Annotated in this window: 11 protein-coding genes; 2 read left to right on the forward strand and 9 right to left on the reverse strand. The window is 68.2% G+C overall.

The features are described 5' to 3' along the window. Window positions 1–16 precede the first annotated feature (16 nt). The 9 genes from ACGFI6_RS14140 to ACGFI6_RS14180 all read right to left on the reverse strand — a co-directional run bounded on the left by ACGFI6_RS14140 (window position 17) and on the right by ACGFI6_RS14180 (window position 13969). The gene (locus ACGFI6_RS14140; protein WP_393118388.1) at window positions 17–1219 is read right to left on the reverse strand and encodes a glycosyltransferase; all 1203 of its coding nucleotides are present in this window, start codon (window positions 1217–1219) and stop codon (window positions 17–19) included. After that, window positions 1216–2463, reverse strand: a complete 1248-nt coding sequence (locus ACGFI6_RS14145) for an O-antigen ligase family protein (protein ID WP_393118390.1) — start codon at window positions 2461–2463, stop codon at window positions 1216–1218. Before ACGFI6_RS14145 ends, ACGFI6_RS14140 begins: the two co-directional genes overlap by 4 nt. After that, a complete protein-coding gene (locus tag ACGFI6_RS14150) occupies window positions 2460–4094 on the reverse strand; it encodes a hypothetical protein (protein ID WP_393118392.1) in 1635 nt (544 codons plus the stop codon). Before ACGFI6_RS14150 ends, ACGFI6_RS14145 begins: the two co-directional genes overlap by 4 nt. Next, on the reverse strand, window positions 4091–5317 hold the full coding sequence (locus ACGFI6_RS14155; protein ID WP_393118394.1) for a Wzz/FepE/Etk N-terminal domain-containing protein: 1227 nt from the start codon (window positions 5315–5317) through the stop codon (window positions 4091–4093). The genes ACGFI6_RS14150 and ACGFI6_RS14155 overlap by 4 nt, the downstream gene beginning before the upstream one ends. A 69-nt stretch (window positions 5318–5386) precedes the next feature. Beyond that, a complete protein-coding gene (locus ACGFI6_RS14160) occupies window positions 5387–7318 on the reverse strand; it encodes an alginate lyase family protein (RefSeq protein ID WP_393118396.1) in 1932 nt (643 codons plus the stop codon). After that, the gene (locus tag ACGFI6_RS14165) at window positions 7315–9462 is read right to left on the reverse strand and encodes a bi-domain-containing oxidoreductase (protein ID WP_393118398.1); all 2148 of its coding nucleotides are present in this window, start codon (window positions 9460–9462) and stop codon (window positions 7315–7317) included. The genes ACGFI6_RS14160 and ACGFI6_RS14165 overlap by 4 nt, the downstream gene beginning before the upstream one ends. A gap of 25 nt (window positions 9463–9487) precedes the next feature. Continuing rightward, the gene (asnB, locus tag ACGFI6_RS14170) at window positions 9488–11407 is read right to left on the reverse strand and encodes an asparagine synthase (glutamine-hydrolyzing) (RefSeq protein WP_393118400.1); all 1920 of its coding nucleotides are present in this window, start codon (window positions 11405–11407) and stop codon (window positions 9488–9490) included. Window position 11408: 1 nt separating this feature from the next. Next, complete coding sequence (locus ACGFI6_RS14175) at window positions 11409–12650, reverse strand: glycosyltransferase family 4 protein (protein ID WP_393118402.1); 1242 nt, start codon at window positions 12648–12650, stop codon at window positions 11409–11411. Further along, on the reverse strand, window positions 12647–13969 hold the full coding sequence (locus tag ACGFI6_RS14180; RefSeq protein WP_393118404.1) for a UDP-glucose dehydrogenase family protein: 1323 nt from the start codon (window positions 13967–13969) through the stop codon (window positions 12647–12649). The genes ACGFI6_RS14175 and ACGFI6_RS14180 overlap by 4 nt, the downstream gene beginning before the upstream one ends. Before the next feature lie 168 nt (window positions 13970–14137). On the opposite strand from ACGFI6_RS14180, the gene ACGFI6_RS14185 reads away from it, so the two are divergent. Together ACGFI6_RS14185 and ACGFI6_RS14190 are read left to right on the forward strand one after the other, a co-directional pair. After that, the gene (locus tag ACGFI6_RS14185) at window positions 14138–14476 is read left to right on the forward strand and encodes a hypothetical protein (RefSeq protein ID WP_393118406.1); all 339 of its coding nucleotides are present in this window, start codon (window positions 14138–14140) and stop codon (window positions 14474–14476) included. Beyond that, complete coding sequence (locus tag ACGFI6_RS14190) at window positions 14473–15132, forward strand: hypothetical protein (protein ID WP_393118408.1); 660 nt, start codon at window positions 14473–14475, stop codon at window positions 15130–15132. Before ACGFI6_RS14185 ends, ACGFI6_RS14190 begins: the two co-directional genes overlap by 4 nt. Window positions 15133–15157: the final 25 nt, after the last annotated feature.

Below are 15157 nucleotides of genomic sequence, written 5' to 3' on the forward strand. Positions count from 1 at the left end.
ACATGTGGCCTCGGACTCAGCGGTGGGGGGCTACCGGGTGGTTGATCGCGTAGTTGTAGATGTCCAGTAGTTGTTCGACGTTCTGCTCGGGCTGATGCGCGGTCTCGTACGTCGCCCGGGCGCGGCGCCCCAGTTCCGCATAGCGCTCCGGGGAGGTGTCGACGTCCAGGAGCGCCTTGGCCATCGACTCGGGCCGACCCGGCGCGAACAGCACGCCGTCGACGCCGTCGGTGATCAGGTCCGGGAACGACCCGTGTGCGGACGCCACCGGCGGTACGCCGACGGCCATCGCCTCCACGACGACCAGACCGAACGTCTCCTCCCACTCCGAGGGCAGGACCACGGCCCGCGACTGCCCGATCAGTTCGAAGACCTCGGGCTTGCTCATCAGGCCACGGAGCTCGACCGACGGCCGGTCGGCGGCCCAGGTGACAACCTCGTCGAGCAGCGGGCCGCCGCCCGCGATCACCAGCCGGAGCGCGTCGTCACCGGCGATCGCCCGGTAGGCGTCCCAGCCCTTCATCAGCAGGGGAGCGCCTTTGGCGGCATCGAGCCGGCCGACATAGGCCACCTGCCGGCGACGAGGTGCGGTCGTGACGCCCTGGTACGGCACGAGGTTGTGTTTCACGAAGGTGCGGCTCGGGTCCAGGTCGAGTCCGGTCATCAGGCGGCGTTGCGATTCGGAGATGAAGATGTAGGCGGACACCAGGCTGCGCCAGTTCCGGCGGTGACCACGCGAGTTCAGCACGGTGGTGGCCGTCGCCAGTGCCGATCCCCGGTAGCACCGGTGCAGGACCGCGCTGGCCGGGTTCCCGCCAGCGCAGTCGTGGCAGACCTCCCCGTCGCGGTAGAAGTCACCACTTGCGCACAGCAACTTGTAGTTGTGCAGGGTGATGACAGCGGGCACCTGTGCGTCCCGGCAGGCGAGCAGGACCGTGGGACTCAGCAGCGGAAACGTGTTGTGGATGTGGACGACGTCTGGCCGGAGTTCGCTGAGCGTTGCAGCGAGGTCGCGCCGGCTCGCCGGGTTCCACACCACGCGAACAGGCAGCGTCGCCTTCTGCCAGGCCGCCCAGCGTTCGATGTCGTCGCTGTGGCGCTCGAACTGGTGGACGTCGTGGCCACGAGCGGCCAGGGCGGCACCTTCCTGATCCACGACGTGGTTCTCGCCGCTCGGAGCGGTCGAACGGTACCTGTTGTGTACCAGCAGGATCTTCATTGGAGTCCTTCACGAGCAGGCGCGCTGTACACCAGCGACGCGGCGAGGGTGAGCTCGAGCAGGTACGGAGAGGCCTCGCTGAGGCCGCTCTCGGTGAACGATGCGATCACGCAATACGCGACCAGGAACAATGCGAGAGCGCGGTGCGGTCCCTGCGGCTTGAACCAGGCGGCGATCAGCACGAACAGGACGAGCATGACTGTCAGCGCGCAGCCGACCAGGCCGACGTCGTAGTACGTGCCGAGCCAGTTGCTGTCGATCGGCAGGCCGTTGAAGGACTTGTTCGAGAGGCCGAAGCCGAACAGCACGTCCACGGTCGACCGTGGTTGGGCCAGGATCGCGTCCCAGACCGCCTTCCGGCCGGTGAGTGCACCGAGTTCCTCGGTGTCCTGACCACGGGCCAGCCAGGTGGTCACCACCGAGCCGAGGGTGAGTGCGCCGAGGGTGAACACGACGACGCCGACCGCGAAGACCTTGCGGACCCGCGATCGCGCGGTGAACAGACTGAGGCCGGCGATCGTCACCCCGGCGAGAACGGCGACGAGCGCGGTCCGGGTGTGGGTGAGCAGCAGGACCGGAACGCAGACCAGCACGCTGGCAAGCGCGACACCACGCTTCAGCAGTCCGGACATCCACAGCACGATCGTGAGACCGATGGCCATCGCGGAGTAGTGGCCGACCTGTGTGGGTGGGATCGGCCAGAGCGTTCCACCGAGCCGGTCCTCGGTCATTGCCAGTCCAGGCGCAACCAGCAGTCCGACGACCACCGAGGCGACGATGCCCCACAGCACCAGGAGGTGCGTGCGGACCAGCAGCAGATCGCGGCGCGTCCACCAGGGCGTCAGGAGCCAGAGCACCAGGGCGAAGCCGAACAGCCGGGCGGCGCGGAACAGAGCACCGAGCAGGAACTCCGCATGAATGCTGGACAACAGAGCCTCGGCGGCCAGCGTCATCAGCAGTACGACGAACACGCTCGGCCGGATCCGCAGCGGCCGGTTCACCGACAGCGCCATCACCAGCGCGCCGATCAGTGCCCCTTGGGCGATCAGCTTGCCGAGCGAGCCCGGGATCGGCAGCAGGTGCGGGGCGCCTGGGAAGAACGTCATCACGTTCAGCACCAGGAACGCCCAGGCCAGCTGTACCCGCCGGCGTCGCCGGACCTCCGGGGCAACGACTCGCCGTGTCGGCCGCCGGCCGAGCCGGGCGGCCGGTCGATCGGCGGTTCGGGTGGCGGAGGTTGTCATCTGCCGAACATCTCGAGGTCGACGGCGCGGGTCCGGCCGGCCTCGGCCTCGGTGACGCCGACACTCTCGTCGGTACGATCCGGGTTCAGCACGACAGCGGTGTCCAGTTCGAGGCCTGCCAGCCGCAGCATCTCGCCGGTGGCCTGGATCGCGGTTGCGGTCGAGCGTCCCGCCGTCACGACGACCGCCGCGTGCGAGGACCAGGTGCCGAGGTGGTCGGCGCCGAGTTCCGGGGTCAGGTCGGCCAGGCTCAGCACGACGTCGGCGACCTCCCATGACGCGTCGAGCGCGACGTTGTCGGAGCGTCCGGGCCGGCTGCTGTTCTCACGCAGCCGCAGGTACGCGCCCTCTGCGGGACCGGCGTCCGGGTCGGCCAGGTGTACGTCGATTCGCCGTCCGGGCTCGCTGAAGCGCGACTCGTGGGTGCCCGGCGTCGTCACACCGAGCAGCCGGCCGAGCGTCCCGGATCGAGTCAGGTCGGCCACCAGGACCTGCCTGCCGTCCTCAGCCAGTGACACCGCGAGTGAGGCGACCGCCAGGGAACAGGTGTAGTCGTCGTCGACCGCGACCACAGTGAGCGTGGACGTCGGACGTTCGCCCCAGAAGATCCGCTGGTCGAGGTGCTGGACGATGAGCTGGTTCTGCGGACTCCGGCGCTGGCTGTCGCGCAGAATCGCCGGCTTCGGCAGCAGTCTCCACCGAGGGGCCCGCGCGCTGCTGAGCCGGACCCGGACGCCGAGTGCATGGGCGATGTCCTGCCGCTTCCACAACCGGTCCGAGATCAGCGCGCGGATGATGACGAAGCCCAGGCCGAGGAAGAGCCCGGCCAGTAGTCCGGTGCCGCCGTTGAGCGCAACCATCCGCTTCGTCGAGGCCGCTACCGGAGCAGCCGCATCGAGCACCCGGCTGCTGTTCATCCGGGACGCCTGGGTCTGCTGATCGAGCAGCTGCTGCCGCACGAACTGCACCTTGTCCCGGGCGGCGCTGAGCCGGACGCCGTCGACGCTGTTCGGGCGCTTCGGATCGTCAGGGTCGTCACCGGCCGCGCGGACGGCCTGCTCGGCCAGTGCGAACTCGTTCTGGGCGGCCGCCAGGTCCCGACGCAACGGGGCGTCCTGCAGGCTGATCTGCTCCCTGCGGTAGAGCAGGAACACCTGTGCGACAGCCGTCGCGAGCTTGGTCGACTCCGCCTCGGTCTTGGCCGCGGTCGTCACCTCGAGGACGCGGTCCGTCGAGGCGACGACCGTGTAGCGCTTCAGCAGGTCGTCCGGCGACACCGGCAGCTTGAGCAGGTCGATCACCCTCTGCGCGACCGTGTGGGTGGTGGCCAGGCTCACGTCGGTCGCCATCGCCTTCGCCGGGTCTTCGCCGTCGCGGTGCGTCAGCAGGAGCCTGGTCTGCGATGTGCTCGGTGAAGGCAGTACGACCACCGATGCCAGACCGGCGGCCAGGCCGACCAGGGCGAGGACGAGCCAGATCCGCAGGTGCCGGCGGAGGGCGTCACGGAGGAACCGGAAGGTGACCAGTGCGTCCGGGGGGAACGATCCGGAACGTTCGTTGTCGAACAGTTCGTCGTCGTCCGCCCAGACCGGCTCGCGGGTGGCGGGTTCGTTGTACGGCTGGTTGCTCATTTGGTCCTCCTCGCCGTACCGGTCAGCAGCGTCGGCAGACGTGAGCCGGTTCGGCGTACCGGGGACGCCGCCCGGCCGACGGTGCGGTCCGTCGGATCCGGATCGGTAACCACGATGCCGTCGATGTTCCGGTCGTCGGCCGCGGAGGCAACCGCGAGCCGGGCGAGTTCCTCGGCCGTCACGACGCCGGCCGAGAGCGCGATGATCGTGTTCGTGGTCTCCTCGGCCTCACCCAGGTGCGGGGCCTCACGATCCACGACGACAAGGTGAATGGTCAGCGCCGACTCGCCGGGCGGTTCGTGGTGGCCGTCGATGACGATCGAGGCCGAGATCCCGATCGAGTTCGCGAGGGCCGCCAGTTGCGGTCCGAGCGGGAGAGCGTTGTCGTCGCCGGCGAAGGACAGCACGGTCAGCGTGTCCGGCTTCCCGCCGCGGACGTCCAGCCCCAGATGGTGCAGGGCCTTGCGCAGGCTCCAGGCCTCCACGGCGGTCGGGGAGTAGTGCTCGAGCAGGTAGGCCCAGTCCGACATGTCGTGCGCCTGGTACGACGACACCGACGCGAGGACCGGCAGACCGACCGCGTCCGCGATCTCGTCGCGCAGCCGCAACCGCCGGTCGCCTCTGGCCCTGGCCAGCACACCGATCGATCCGGCGACGGCACCTGCCAGCGCGCCGAGCAGACCCAGGATGCCGAGGTGCACGAGTAGATTGCCGCCGCGTGCGGCGGTCGCCTGCTCCAGCACGCGAGCCCCGGTCTTCTTCCCCAGGTCACCGGGTAGCTTCTGGTCGGTCGTGACGAAGACCAGGTACACCTCGGCGACAGCGTTCGCCAGCTGCATCGACTGTGCGGCCGTCGTGCCTTGTGCCTCGATCTTGACGACGTCGTCGGTGACCGCGGTGACCTTGACCCGCTTGCGGACCGTCTCGGTCGGCAGCGCCGGCGTCAGGTTCTGTCCGGCGCTGTTCAGCACCGGCTCGCTCTCGGCGATGTAGACCTGGGTCTCGATGCTCTGGGTGCCGGTTCCGTTCGCGGTCGCCGTTTGTGGAGCGTTCGCCGCCGGTGGTGGCAGGACGACGAGCGAGGTGGCGGTGTGCAAGGCCGGTACCGCGAATCCGTACGCGATCCCGGCGAGCAAGCCGACGGCTGCCACGGCCGCCACGATCAGGCGGTGCCTGCGAATGGCGCGCCACGACTTCCTGACGTCGAGCTGCTGTGCGCTCACGGTCCCCTCCAGATGAACGCCGAACTGTGTCCGGTAATAGAGGGCCTACGGGCCGCCTCTGATACACCGTCAAGCGCGGAAACGGAAGGTGCTGATCGCCGGGCCGGTTGCTGTCAGCTTTCCGGTTCCGAGCAGGGTTGTGGTTGGGACCTTGTGGCCGAATCGCGGTGAGTACCAGCCCAGCGACGGATTGTCGCTGCCGCGGTGCGCGGTCCAGGTCAGTCCGGGCGGCAACTCGATGGTGGCCGATCCGGTTGGCCACTCCAGCCGTCCGCTGGCCAGGTCGACGTCGACGTCCGGGCCGAGGTGCCAGGCGATTCGTACGTCGGTGGTCGCGTCGAGGCTGTCCTCGACCCGCAGGACGCCGTTCTCCAGTACGGCGGCGCGCCGGTGCGTCACGGGGGCGTACCCGTCGTGTTCGGCTTCCCAGGTTGTGGGGGAGTGTCGACGTACGGTGCCTGTTGCCCCGCGCAACCAAAGGAACGGGCCGCCCCAGAGGGACTGTTCGGTGCCGGCCACCTCGACGGTGTTGTGGGCGATCGTGGAGCGGAAGTAGTTCCGCCACTGCTCTTCGCCGTGGTAGCAGTACGTTCCCGGGTCGGCGAGGATGTCGACGCCGTCCACGCGTACTTCGAGGGAGAGCGCGTCGGAGTGGGCGTGCGCGGCGATCGAGAGGAAGCCGTGCGGGCCGGCGTCCGCGCGGCACCAGATCTCCGGACCGGGGTCCTGGCTGCGCAGGATGGTCAGGCCGGCGTCTCTGAAGTGGCCGGGACGTTCTGTGGGGCGGTCCGGTTGCCGGCCCTTCACCAGCGACCCGACGAGCACTGAGGTGGCCGTAGCTGGGCTGTCCGGCCACCAGGACTCCCGGCCGACGACAGCTGCACCCAGTGAGATGTACGCCGACCACGTGCTCGCGTCTGGTGGGTCCAGTACCAGGACCATGCCCTCGTCGTCGTCACCCTGACGTGGTGGTCGGAGATTCGTGTCGACGATTGCTGCTGCTACGTCGACCGTGCGGGTCAGTAGCGCCCACGTGTCCTGGCTGAGTGGGTGGCCGGCCGCATCTGCTTCCAGAGCGGCGTACAGACCCAGTTCCGAGACGAAGCGGTGGTAGTCGGTGGCCAGCTCGCGGTTCACGCCGGAGGGGAACGTGTTGGCGTCCAGTTCCTTCTGCAGCAGTACGGCAGCGTCTGCACGCCAGCGGTCGCTCGTGGTGAACCAGGGGAACGCACAGGCTCCGATGAGCTGGCCTGCCGCCTCAGCGATCACATGGTTGTTGGCCGAGGACCCGTGGCTCTGGAACGCGGCCAGGTAGCGCTGGTGCCAGTAGAGCTGGCGGAGCGCCAGGTCGTTGTGCTCGAACAGGTCGGTGATGTCCGGCCAGTCGTTCAGGAGGCGGCGGATCCACGTCCAGCTGATCAGGCGCAGGCCGACCTCGATACCGCTCGCCCAGTGCACCCCGGACAGGAACGGGTTCGTACGCCACCAGTCGTTCAGGTGCTCGGCCACGCGATCGGCGTACCGGTCGTCGTGGGTCAGGTACCACGCAGCAGCCAGCTGGGTCAGGTGGTGGTGACGGGACAGCTCCCACACCTGCTTGATGTTTCCGACAGCCTGCTCGTTGCGGTGGTTCAGCCTGAACACATACTGCGCCGGATCGGACCGTCGGCCGGTGACGGGATCATAGAACCAGTCCGGCTTCTCCAGGTCGGTGCGTTCGACACCTAGTACCTGGAGGTTCCCGGCCAGGATCGCGTCGGCCTGGGCGATCACTGCCTTACGGGCGTCCTCCGGTACGGTGCACGCCGTCTGCGTCTGCAGCGTCGTACTGAACGTCCGCTCGGTCCGGAGCGGCAGCTTCTGATTCACGTCCTGCCCGGGCCGCACCTGACGGTGGGCCCAGGCAGAACGCCGTCCTGCATCGCTGGTGCGCTGGATGAGTTCGGTGGGGGACATCCGGCGCAGGCGGCGGACGTACCAGCCCAAAGGCTGGCGAGTCACACCTTCTCCGCTGTACCTGAGGCGAGGCTGCGGTCGACTGCGATGGTGGCGCGGGTGGTGGCGACCAGCTGGTCGAACGGGATCGGCATCGGGCCGCCGGACTTCACGGCGGCGACGAAGCGCTCGAGCTCGGTCCGCTGGCCCTTGTCGGTACTGCGGGACTTGCGGGTCGTGGGTTTGCGCCCCGCCCAGACCGAGGCGCTCTGGAAGTTGTCGAACCGCGCGTTGCGGCCGCCGCCGGTGATGTCGATCGTCTCCTTCGGGAAGCGCGCGTTGCCGCCACCGACGTACGTGATCGTGCCGACGGAACCGTTCGCGAACCTGAGGGTGACCAGGACGTCGCCCGCGTCGGGGCCCGGTACCGCGTACACCTCGGTCGGGAGACTGTTCAGCCACCAGGTCAGCGTGTCGATGAAATGACCGCCCTCCCCGGCGAACCGGCTGCCCTCCTTGCCGGCGTCGAGGTACCAGCTGGTCGAGTCGAGCTTGCCCGCGTTCACCAGGTACCGGAGCGAGAAGTTGCCGCCGGGCGTGCCGAACCGGTCCCGCAGGTCGGTGAGCAGCGGCGCGAACCGGCGGTTGAACCCGACCATCAACCGGTCGTTGCCGGTGGCATCGACGGTCACGATGATCCGGTCCAGCTCCTCGTCGGTGAGCGCGAGCGGCTTCTCGACGAAGACTGCCTTCCCGGTCTCCAGCGCGCGGCAGGCGAGCTCGGCATGCGAACTGTGCCGGGTCACCACGAACAGCGCATCCAGGCTCGCGTCGCCGAGCACCTCGTCGGCGTCCGTCGACACTGCCTCGAAACCGAACCTGCGCTGCGCATTGGCAGCCGAGAGCGACTTGTTGGTCGCCACGCGGGCCAGTACGGCGTCCTCGTCCTTCTGCAGGTGCGGCAGCAGCATGCTCGACGCGTAGTTGCCCGCGCCGACAAAGCCGAGCCGCACGCCACCACTCGTCGGCGCGGCGGGCCGGGCCGCGACCGGCGCCGGTGGTGCGACGGGCTCGACCAGGTCTGGATACTCGAAGAGGAAGCCGACGCCGGGGTAGGTGCCGGCGCTCAGCTTCTGGTACACGTCGGTCGCGTCGGCGATCGGGAACGTGTTGGCGATCAGCGGCGCGAGGTCGATCTGCTCGCGGGCGATCAGGTCCACAAAGCACTCGAGGTTGCGCCGCTCGGTCCAGCGAACGTACCCGGCGGGGTAGTCGATGCCCTGCAGCTCGTATCGGTCGTCGTACCGGCCCGGGCCGTACGAGCGCGAGAAGCGAACGTCCAGCTCCTTGTCGTAGTAGGCGTTCCACGGCAGATCGAGCCTGGTCTTGCCGATGTCCACCACCCGGGCGCGGTCGCGGGCCAGCCGGGCGGCGGTCTCGACCGGACCGTTCGAGTGCCCGCCCGCGGCCAGCAGGATGTGGTCCGCGCCGAGGCCGTTCGATGCCTCCAGCAACGATCGCTCAAGGGTCGCGACGCCGGCCTCGTCGGGGGACGAGCAGTGCAGCGCGCCCGCCTTCTCCGCCATCCGGCACCGGTCCTCGACCGTGTCGATCCCGAACACCCGCACGCCGGCGGCCACGAGCAGCCGTACGACAAGCTGCCCGACCAGGCCGAGACCGATCACCACCGCTGTGTCGCCCAGCTGGACCTCGGCCTGCCGTACGCCCTGCATCGCGATCGCGCCGACGGTCGAGAACGCGGCCTGCTCGGCCGGTACGCCGTCCGGCACCGGAACGCACAGATTCAAGGGCACCCAGTTGTACTCCGCGTGCAACGCGAACTCGTTGCCCGCGGCAGCGACCAGCTGCCCGACACTGAACTCCTCGGCGCCTGCGCCGACCTCGACCACGACGCCACACAGCGAATACCCGAGCGGCGTGTACGAGTCGAGCTTGTTCATCACCTTCTTGTAGGTGCTCATCACGCCCTGCTGGGCGACGGTGTCGAGCACCTTCCGTACCTGATCTGGCCGCGCCTTCGCCTTGCCGACCAGCGACAGCTTCGCCTCGCCGACCTTCATCAGCTCGGTCCCGGTGGAGATCAGTGAGTACAGCGAACGGACCAGCACCCCACCCGGCGCACAAGCCGGCGGCGGCACGTCGAGAACCGCCAGCTCACCGGACTTGTAGTTCTGCGCAACCTGCTTCATAGCCGTCCTTCACTGGGTGTCTTGGTCAGAGGGAGGTGATGGTGACCCCGAGGGACCGCATGTGGCGGGTCCAGGTCTCCAGCGTCAGCAACTGCCAGATCTGCTTGGAGTAGTCCTCCCGGCCGGCTCGCTCGTCGTCGACCAGCTTCTGTACGGCGGCCTGCTGCAGGAACCCGCTGCCGACGAGCTCACCGCGCAGCAGCGTGTCGTCGACGAGCTCGCGCAGGTCGTTCCGTACCCAGGCGCGCAGCGGCGCGCTGAACGACGCCTTCGGCCGGTAGATGATCTCCTTCGGCAGCCAGGCCTCGGCCGCCTTCTTCAACGCCAGCTTGCTCACCCGGCGGTGGATCTTCTCGCTGCCGGGGATCGAGAACGCCGCGCGCGCGACGACCGGGTCCACGAACGGTGTCCGTACCTCGGTCGACGCCGCCATGCTCGCGCGGTCGGTGTAGGTGAGGTTGAGGCCGGGCAGGAACATCCGCGAGTCCGCGAGGCACATCCGGTTGACGTGATCGTCGAGGGCGTTGTCGTGGTAGATGTCGCTGTGCTCGGCGAGCAGCTTGCCGACGTACGGCTCGAGGTCGGGGCTGATCAGGCCGGTGAGCTGGTCCGCGTCGTACATCGTGTAGCTGCGGCGGAACGCCTCTTCCTCGGGCAGGTTCGCGAAAGTCTCGAAGCGTTTCGCCCAGCGCGCGTAGCGCAGGCCGCGGCCGTTCACGGTGACCGGGAGCCTTCGTACTGTGGGGCCGATGAGGCCGTTGCGCAGTACGCCGGGGAGCCGCTGGTACTGCGCTCCCATCACACAGGCCAGGTGCTTGCGGTAGCCGCCGAACAGCTCGTCGGCGCCCATCCCGGACAGCAGGACCTTTACCCCTGCATCCCGTGCGGTGTCGCACATCAGCAGGGTGTTGATCGCGGCGGGGTCGCCGATCGGCTCGTCCAGATTGTCAACAATCCGCGGAAGGAGGTCGACGACATCGGGGGCGATCTCGATCTCGTGCAGGTCGATCCCGAACTGCTGCGCCACCTTGCGCGCGTAGATCGCGTCGTCCGGCATCGCCTCGAGCTTCTGGTCCTGCGCGCGGAAGGTGATCGTGTACGAGTCGACGCCGGGATCCATCTGCTTCGCCAGTACGGTCACGAGGCTCGAGTCCAGGCCACCGCTGAGGAAGGTCGACACCGGTACGTCGGCGACCAGGTGCGCGGCGACCGACTCCTCGATCACCTGACGCAGATCGGGCCGCGGACCGGCCGCGGCCTCGGTGGCGATGTCGCTCACCCGCCAGTACGTCTCGTGCCGGCTGCTCCCGTCCGGCCGGAATTCCGCCCACGAACCCGGTGGCAGCTTGTCGACGCCGTCGATCGCGCAGCGCTGCTCTGGAAGCCAGTAATAGAGCATCGACGCGATCAGGGCGCCGGGCTCGGTGCGGAGCTCGGAGCCGACCGCCGTGACGAGGGCCTTCAGTTCGGACGCGAAGATCACGCCGCCGTGCCGGCGGAGGAAGTACAGCGGCTTGATGCCGAGCGGGTCGCGGGCCAGGTACAGGCTGCCGCTGTCCTCGTCGAGCATCGCGAACGCGAACATTCCGCGGAACCGCGTGAGTGCTTCGGGACCCCAGCGACGCCAGGCCTCGAGCACCACCTCGGTGTCGGAGCTGGTCCGGAAGTGGACGCCGCTCTTGGAGAGTTCGGCGCGGAGTTCCTTGTAGTTGTAGAGCTCGCCGTTGTAGCAGATCGTCAGGCCGCGCTTGCTGAACGGCTGGTCCGCGGCTGCCGACAAGTCGATGATCGACAATCTACGATGTGCCAGGAAGGCCCGGACATCGCCTTCGTCGAACGCGTACACGCGATCCGCGTCCGGGCCGCGGTGCGCGATCCGGTCGCTCATCGCCTCCGCGAGCGCGAAGCCGTCGTGCTGCTGGTAGCAGCCGGCGATCCCGCACACGTCAGGACCCCGTGGCGTTCGTCATCCGGGTGGCCGCCGGGCCGATGTGGCTGACGTGCCCGGTGAGCTGGTCGTACACCCCGACGTAGGCCTTCTGCTGGTGCTTCCACGCGAGCACCCGCTCGACGCGTTCGCGACCCAGCTTCGCCATCCGGCGGCGGCGGACCTGGTCGTCGAGCAGTTCGACGATCGCGTCGCCGTACTGCCGGACGTCGTTGGGCTCGACGTACACCGCCGCATCGGCGGCCGACACCTTCGTCTCCACCAGGTCGAACGCGACGACGGGGAGCTCGAAGGCCATGTACTCCATGGTTTTGTTCATTGTCGACACATCGTTCAGCGGGTTCTTCGGATCCGGCGACAGGCCGAGGTCCGCGGTCGACATCACCGCGCGCACGGTCTCGTCCGGCACCCGGCCGGTGAACTCGACGTACTCGCCGAGTCCGAGCTCGTCCCGGAGCGCGACCACGTCGTCGAACGAGTCGCCGGCGCCCATCAGCGTGAACGCGATGTCGGTCCGGTGCAGATTGTTGACAATGTGATCGGCGGCTCGGACCACGATGTCGACACCGTCCTGCGGTCCCATCACGCCGATGTACGTCACCAGATAGCGGTGACCGCGGCGCAGCGACTCGTCCGCTGCGCCGCGGAGCAATTTGTCCGGGTCCGGCCCGGTACGGACGACCGTGACGTCGTGGTTCGCCTTGCCGCTGCGGGTGATCGCGATCCGGCGGTACGAGTCGTTCGTCGAGGTGACATGGTCGGCGGTGCGGTGCGTCATCCGTTCCAGGAAGCGCAATCCCTTGTAGGGCAGGCTTGTCGTACCACCGAAGCGCGACTGGAACAGTTCGGGGCAGAGGTCGTGGTGGTCGAACACGAACCGCGTGCCGTCCAGGCGGCGCAGCAGCATCGCGATCGGCCAGAAGATGTCCGGCGGGTTGCACGCCTGCAGGACCTTGAACCGGCCGGCCTTCCGAGCGCGGAACACCAGGCGCAGCGTCAGCAGGAACGAGTACGCGTACTCCCAGACGAAGCTGACCTTGCTGCCACCCGGCGCGTACGCCTTGTACTTGTGGACAGTCACGCCGTCGATCACCTCGTACGAGGGATCGCCCGGACCTTTCGGGCAGACGACCGTGACGTCGTACCCGGCCGCGACCAGCGCCTGGCACTCCAGCCAGACCCGGCGGTCGAACGGAACCCAGAGGTTCTGGATGATGATCAGTACCCGCGGACCGGTCACCAGCCCACTCCTTCGTACCCGGGCAACGCCTCGACCGCGGCGCCGAGCCGGCCGCTGAGGTCGATGGTGCGCGCCGGCGGCGTCTCCAGCAGGGCGCTGATCGCGCGGCTGTCGGTGGCCGACACGATGGCCACATCCGCGCCGGCGAGTGCCGCGTTCGCGTCGCCGGTGAGTACTCGCTGCAGATGCGGGAGCTTGGACTGGACGTGTCTCAGGTTTGCACCGACCAGGCGGGTCGGGTTCACGATCGCGTCGTAGATCCGCAGGTTGTAGCCCTTGCCGATCAGGCGCTCGGCGAGTTCCACGTTCGGGCTCTCCCGCAGGTCGTCGGTGGCGTGCTTGAAGCTCAGCCCGAGGAGTGCGATCTCGCGACCGGGGCCGGCGATCACGCGGTCGACGACGTCGCGGACGCTGCGCTCGTTGGTGGCCAGCGCCCCGGACAGCAGCGGGAGTTCCGTGTCGTTCATCCGCGCCAGGTGCAGCACGCTGCGCAGATCCTTGGGCAGGCACGAGCCGCCGAACGCGAAGCCCGGCTTCAGGTAGTACGGCGAGATGTTCAGGCTGGTGTCCTGCACGAAGATCTTCATCACCTCGCGCGAGTCCACCGCGAAGTGCCGGAAGATCCGGCCCATCTCGTTCGCGAACGAGACCTTCGTGGCGTGGAAGGCGTTGCAGGCGTACTTGAGCGCCTCGGCTGTCCGAACGTCGACAATCTGCATGTCGACGTTCAGAAAGGAGAACAGGTCGGTCAGAGCGGTACCGACCTTCGCGCTCCGGGTGCCCACCACCACGAACGGCGGCTCGTAGAAGTCCACGAGCCCGGATCCCTCGCGCAGGAACTCCGGGCACATCGCCGTACCGAACGTGAGCCCGTCCGGTGCCGGTACGTCGGCCAGCACCTGCGCGACCACCTCGTCGACCGTGCCCGGCGGAACGGTGCTGCGCACCACGATGCTGTGGAACCCGGACTCCGGCCGTACGACGACCCGAGCTGCCTCGGCGATGTCGCGAACCGCACGCTTGATGTAGGTGAGATCGGTACTGCCCGCAGCGGTCGACGGGGTACCGACGCAGATCAGCGAGACGTCGGCGCGCTCCAGCGCGAGCCGCGGATCGGTCGTTGCATGCAACCGCCCCGACGCCGCACCCGCCGCGACAAGCTCGTCCAGCCCCGGCTCAACCACCGGGCTGCGTCCCTGCGAGATCGGCTCGACCTTGGCGGTGTCGACATCCACCCCCCACACCTCATGCCCGGCAGCAGCCAGACAAGCCGCCGTCACCGACCCCACATACCCCAAGCCGAACACGGCAACCTTCATAACGCCCCCCACAGGCTCAAAACACGGTTCCCCCACACCCCAGCGCCCATGAGAGCACTCACCCCACCACCCTGATACACCCCTGTGGAAACTTCCCTCCTCGAAGACGGCCCGGAAACTATCCTGGATCACGGAACGTGTCCGGCCCTCCCGAAATCGGAGTAACCCATGGAAGCCCTGTACGACCTCCCGAACGGCGACCGAGTTCGGGTCATCGATACGCCCACGGTCGGCCAGAGCCTCGGCAGAGTCCTCGAGCTCTTCCGCTCCGGCGACACGGAACCGGTCTTCTTCGGTGACCAGCCGCGGCCCGAGGGCGTTGTCATCAGCTTCGAACAATGGGCGGAGTACGAAGCCCTGAAGGAAGATGCGGAAACCGACCATCGCATGCAGAAGATCACCCGCGAGCGACTGGCCAACGCCCGCCCCGAGGACTATGTGCCGTACGACGAGATGCTGCGGGAGTGGGGGCTGGACGAACCGGAGAACGGCGGTGACAAACGGTGAACTATCGGCTGGTTGTGCACCCCGAGCTTCGGCAGGAGGTCAACCGCCTCTACCAAGCGTGGAAGGCAGACCCGTCTTCTGACTCCGGCCGGGAGTTCGAGGCTTTCCGCGACGCGATGACGGCACTCCGCGACGGCAACGAAGGCAACTACATCGGCAAGCAGCTCGGCTACGGACCGTCGTCGCACGATCTCAGGGATGCCGCGGAAATCAAGGTGGACGTCTTCGCCGAGGGCGGTACACCTGAGCGGCCCCGGCCGTCGCACCGAATGGTGTACCGCGAGTTCGACCCGCTGCCGAAGGTCGAGAACGGAGCGGTCGTACATGATCCGAACGCGCAGCCGGTCCGGCAGATCGTGGCGTTCAACCATCGCCGTGACGATCCGGCGGCGATCGCCGGGGAGCGGCTGGGACGCATCCGGGGGCAACAGGACAGGAACCTGCACGGCCTCACCGGTGGCGGTCGTCCTGACGTCGGCCCGCAGCGGTCAGGCGTGCAAACCACACCGCATCGACTGCCGATGCCGCAGGACGTTTTGCAGCAGATCCTTCGTGACAGCCCGCCGGCTGGTAGCGGGCCGAAGCCGGCGTCTGCGCCGCAGGCGAATGTCAACCGGGCCCGCGGACCCGGCACCGGGCGCTCCGAAGAACGCTGACCTGGTGGCCCGCGCCAATGGCGGG

Origin of the sequence: Kribbella sp. NPDC048928 (genome assembly GCF_043197975.1) — a bacterium.
In the GTDB taxonomy this organism is placed as follows: Bacteria; Actinomycetota; Actinomycetes; order Propionibacteriales; family Kribbellaceae; genus Kribbella.

Bases quoted from the DNA above. Each gene is read 5' to 3' on its own strand.
- ACGFI6_RS14140 (WP_393118388.1), bottom strand. From the start codon at position 1,219: ATGAAGATCCTGCTGGTACACAACAGGTACCGTTCGACCGCTCCGAGC.
- ACGFI6_RS14145 (WP_393118390.1), bottom strand. From the start codon at position 2,463: ATGACAACCTCCGCCACCCGAACCGCCGATCGACCGGCCGCCCGGCTC.
- ACGFI6_RS14150 (WP_393118392.1), bottom strand. From the start codon at position 4,094: ATGAGCAACCAGCCGTACAACGAACCCGCCACCCGCGAGCCGGTCTGG.
- ACGFI6_RS14165 (WP_393118398.1), bottom strand. From the start codon at position 9,462: ATGAAGCAGGTTGCGCAGAACTACAAGTCCGGTGAGCTGGCGGTTCTC.
- ACGFI6_RS14180 (WP_393118404.1), bottom strand. From the start codon at position 13,969: ATGAAGGTTGCCGTGTTCGGCTTGGGGTATGTGGGGTCGGTGACGGCG.
- ACGFI6_RS14185 (WP_393118406.1), top strand. From the start codon at position 14,138: ATGGAAGCCCTGTACGACCTCCCGAACGGCGACCGAGTTCGGGTCATC.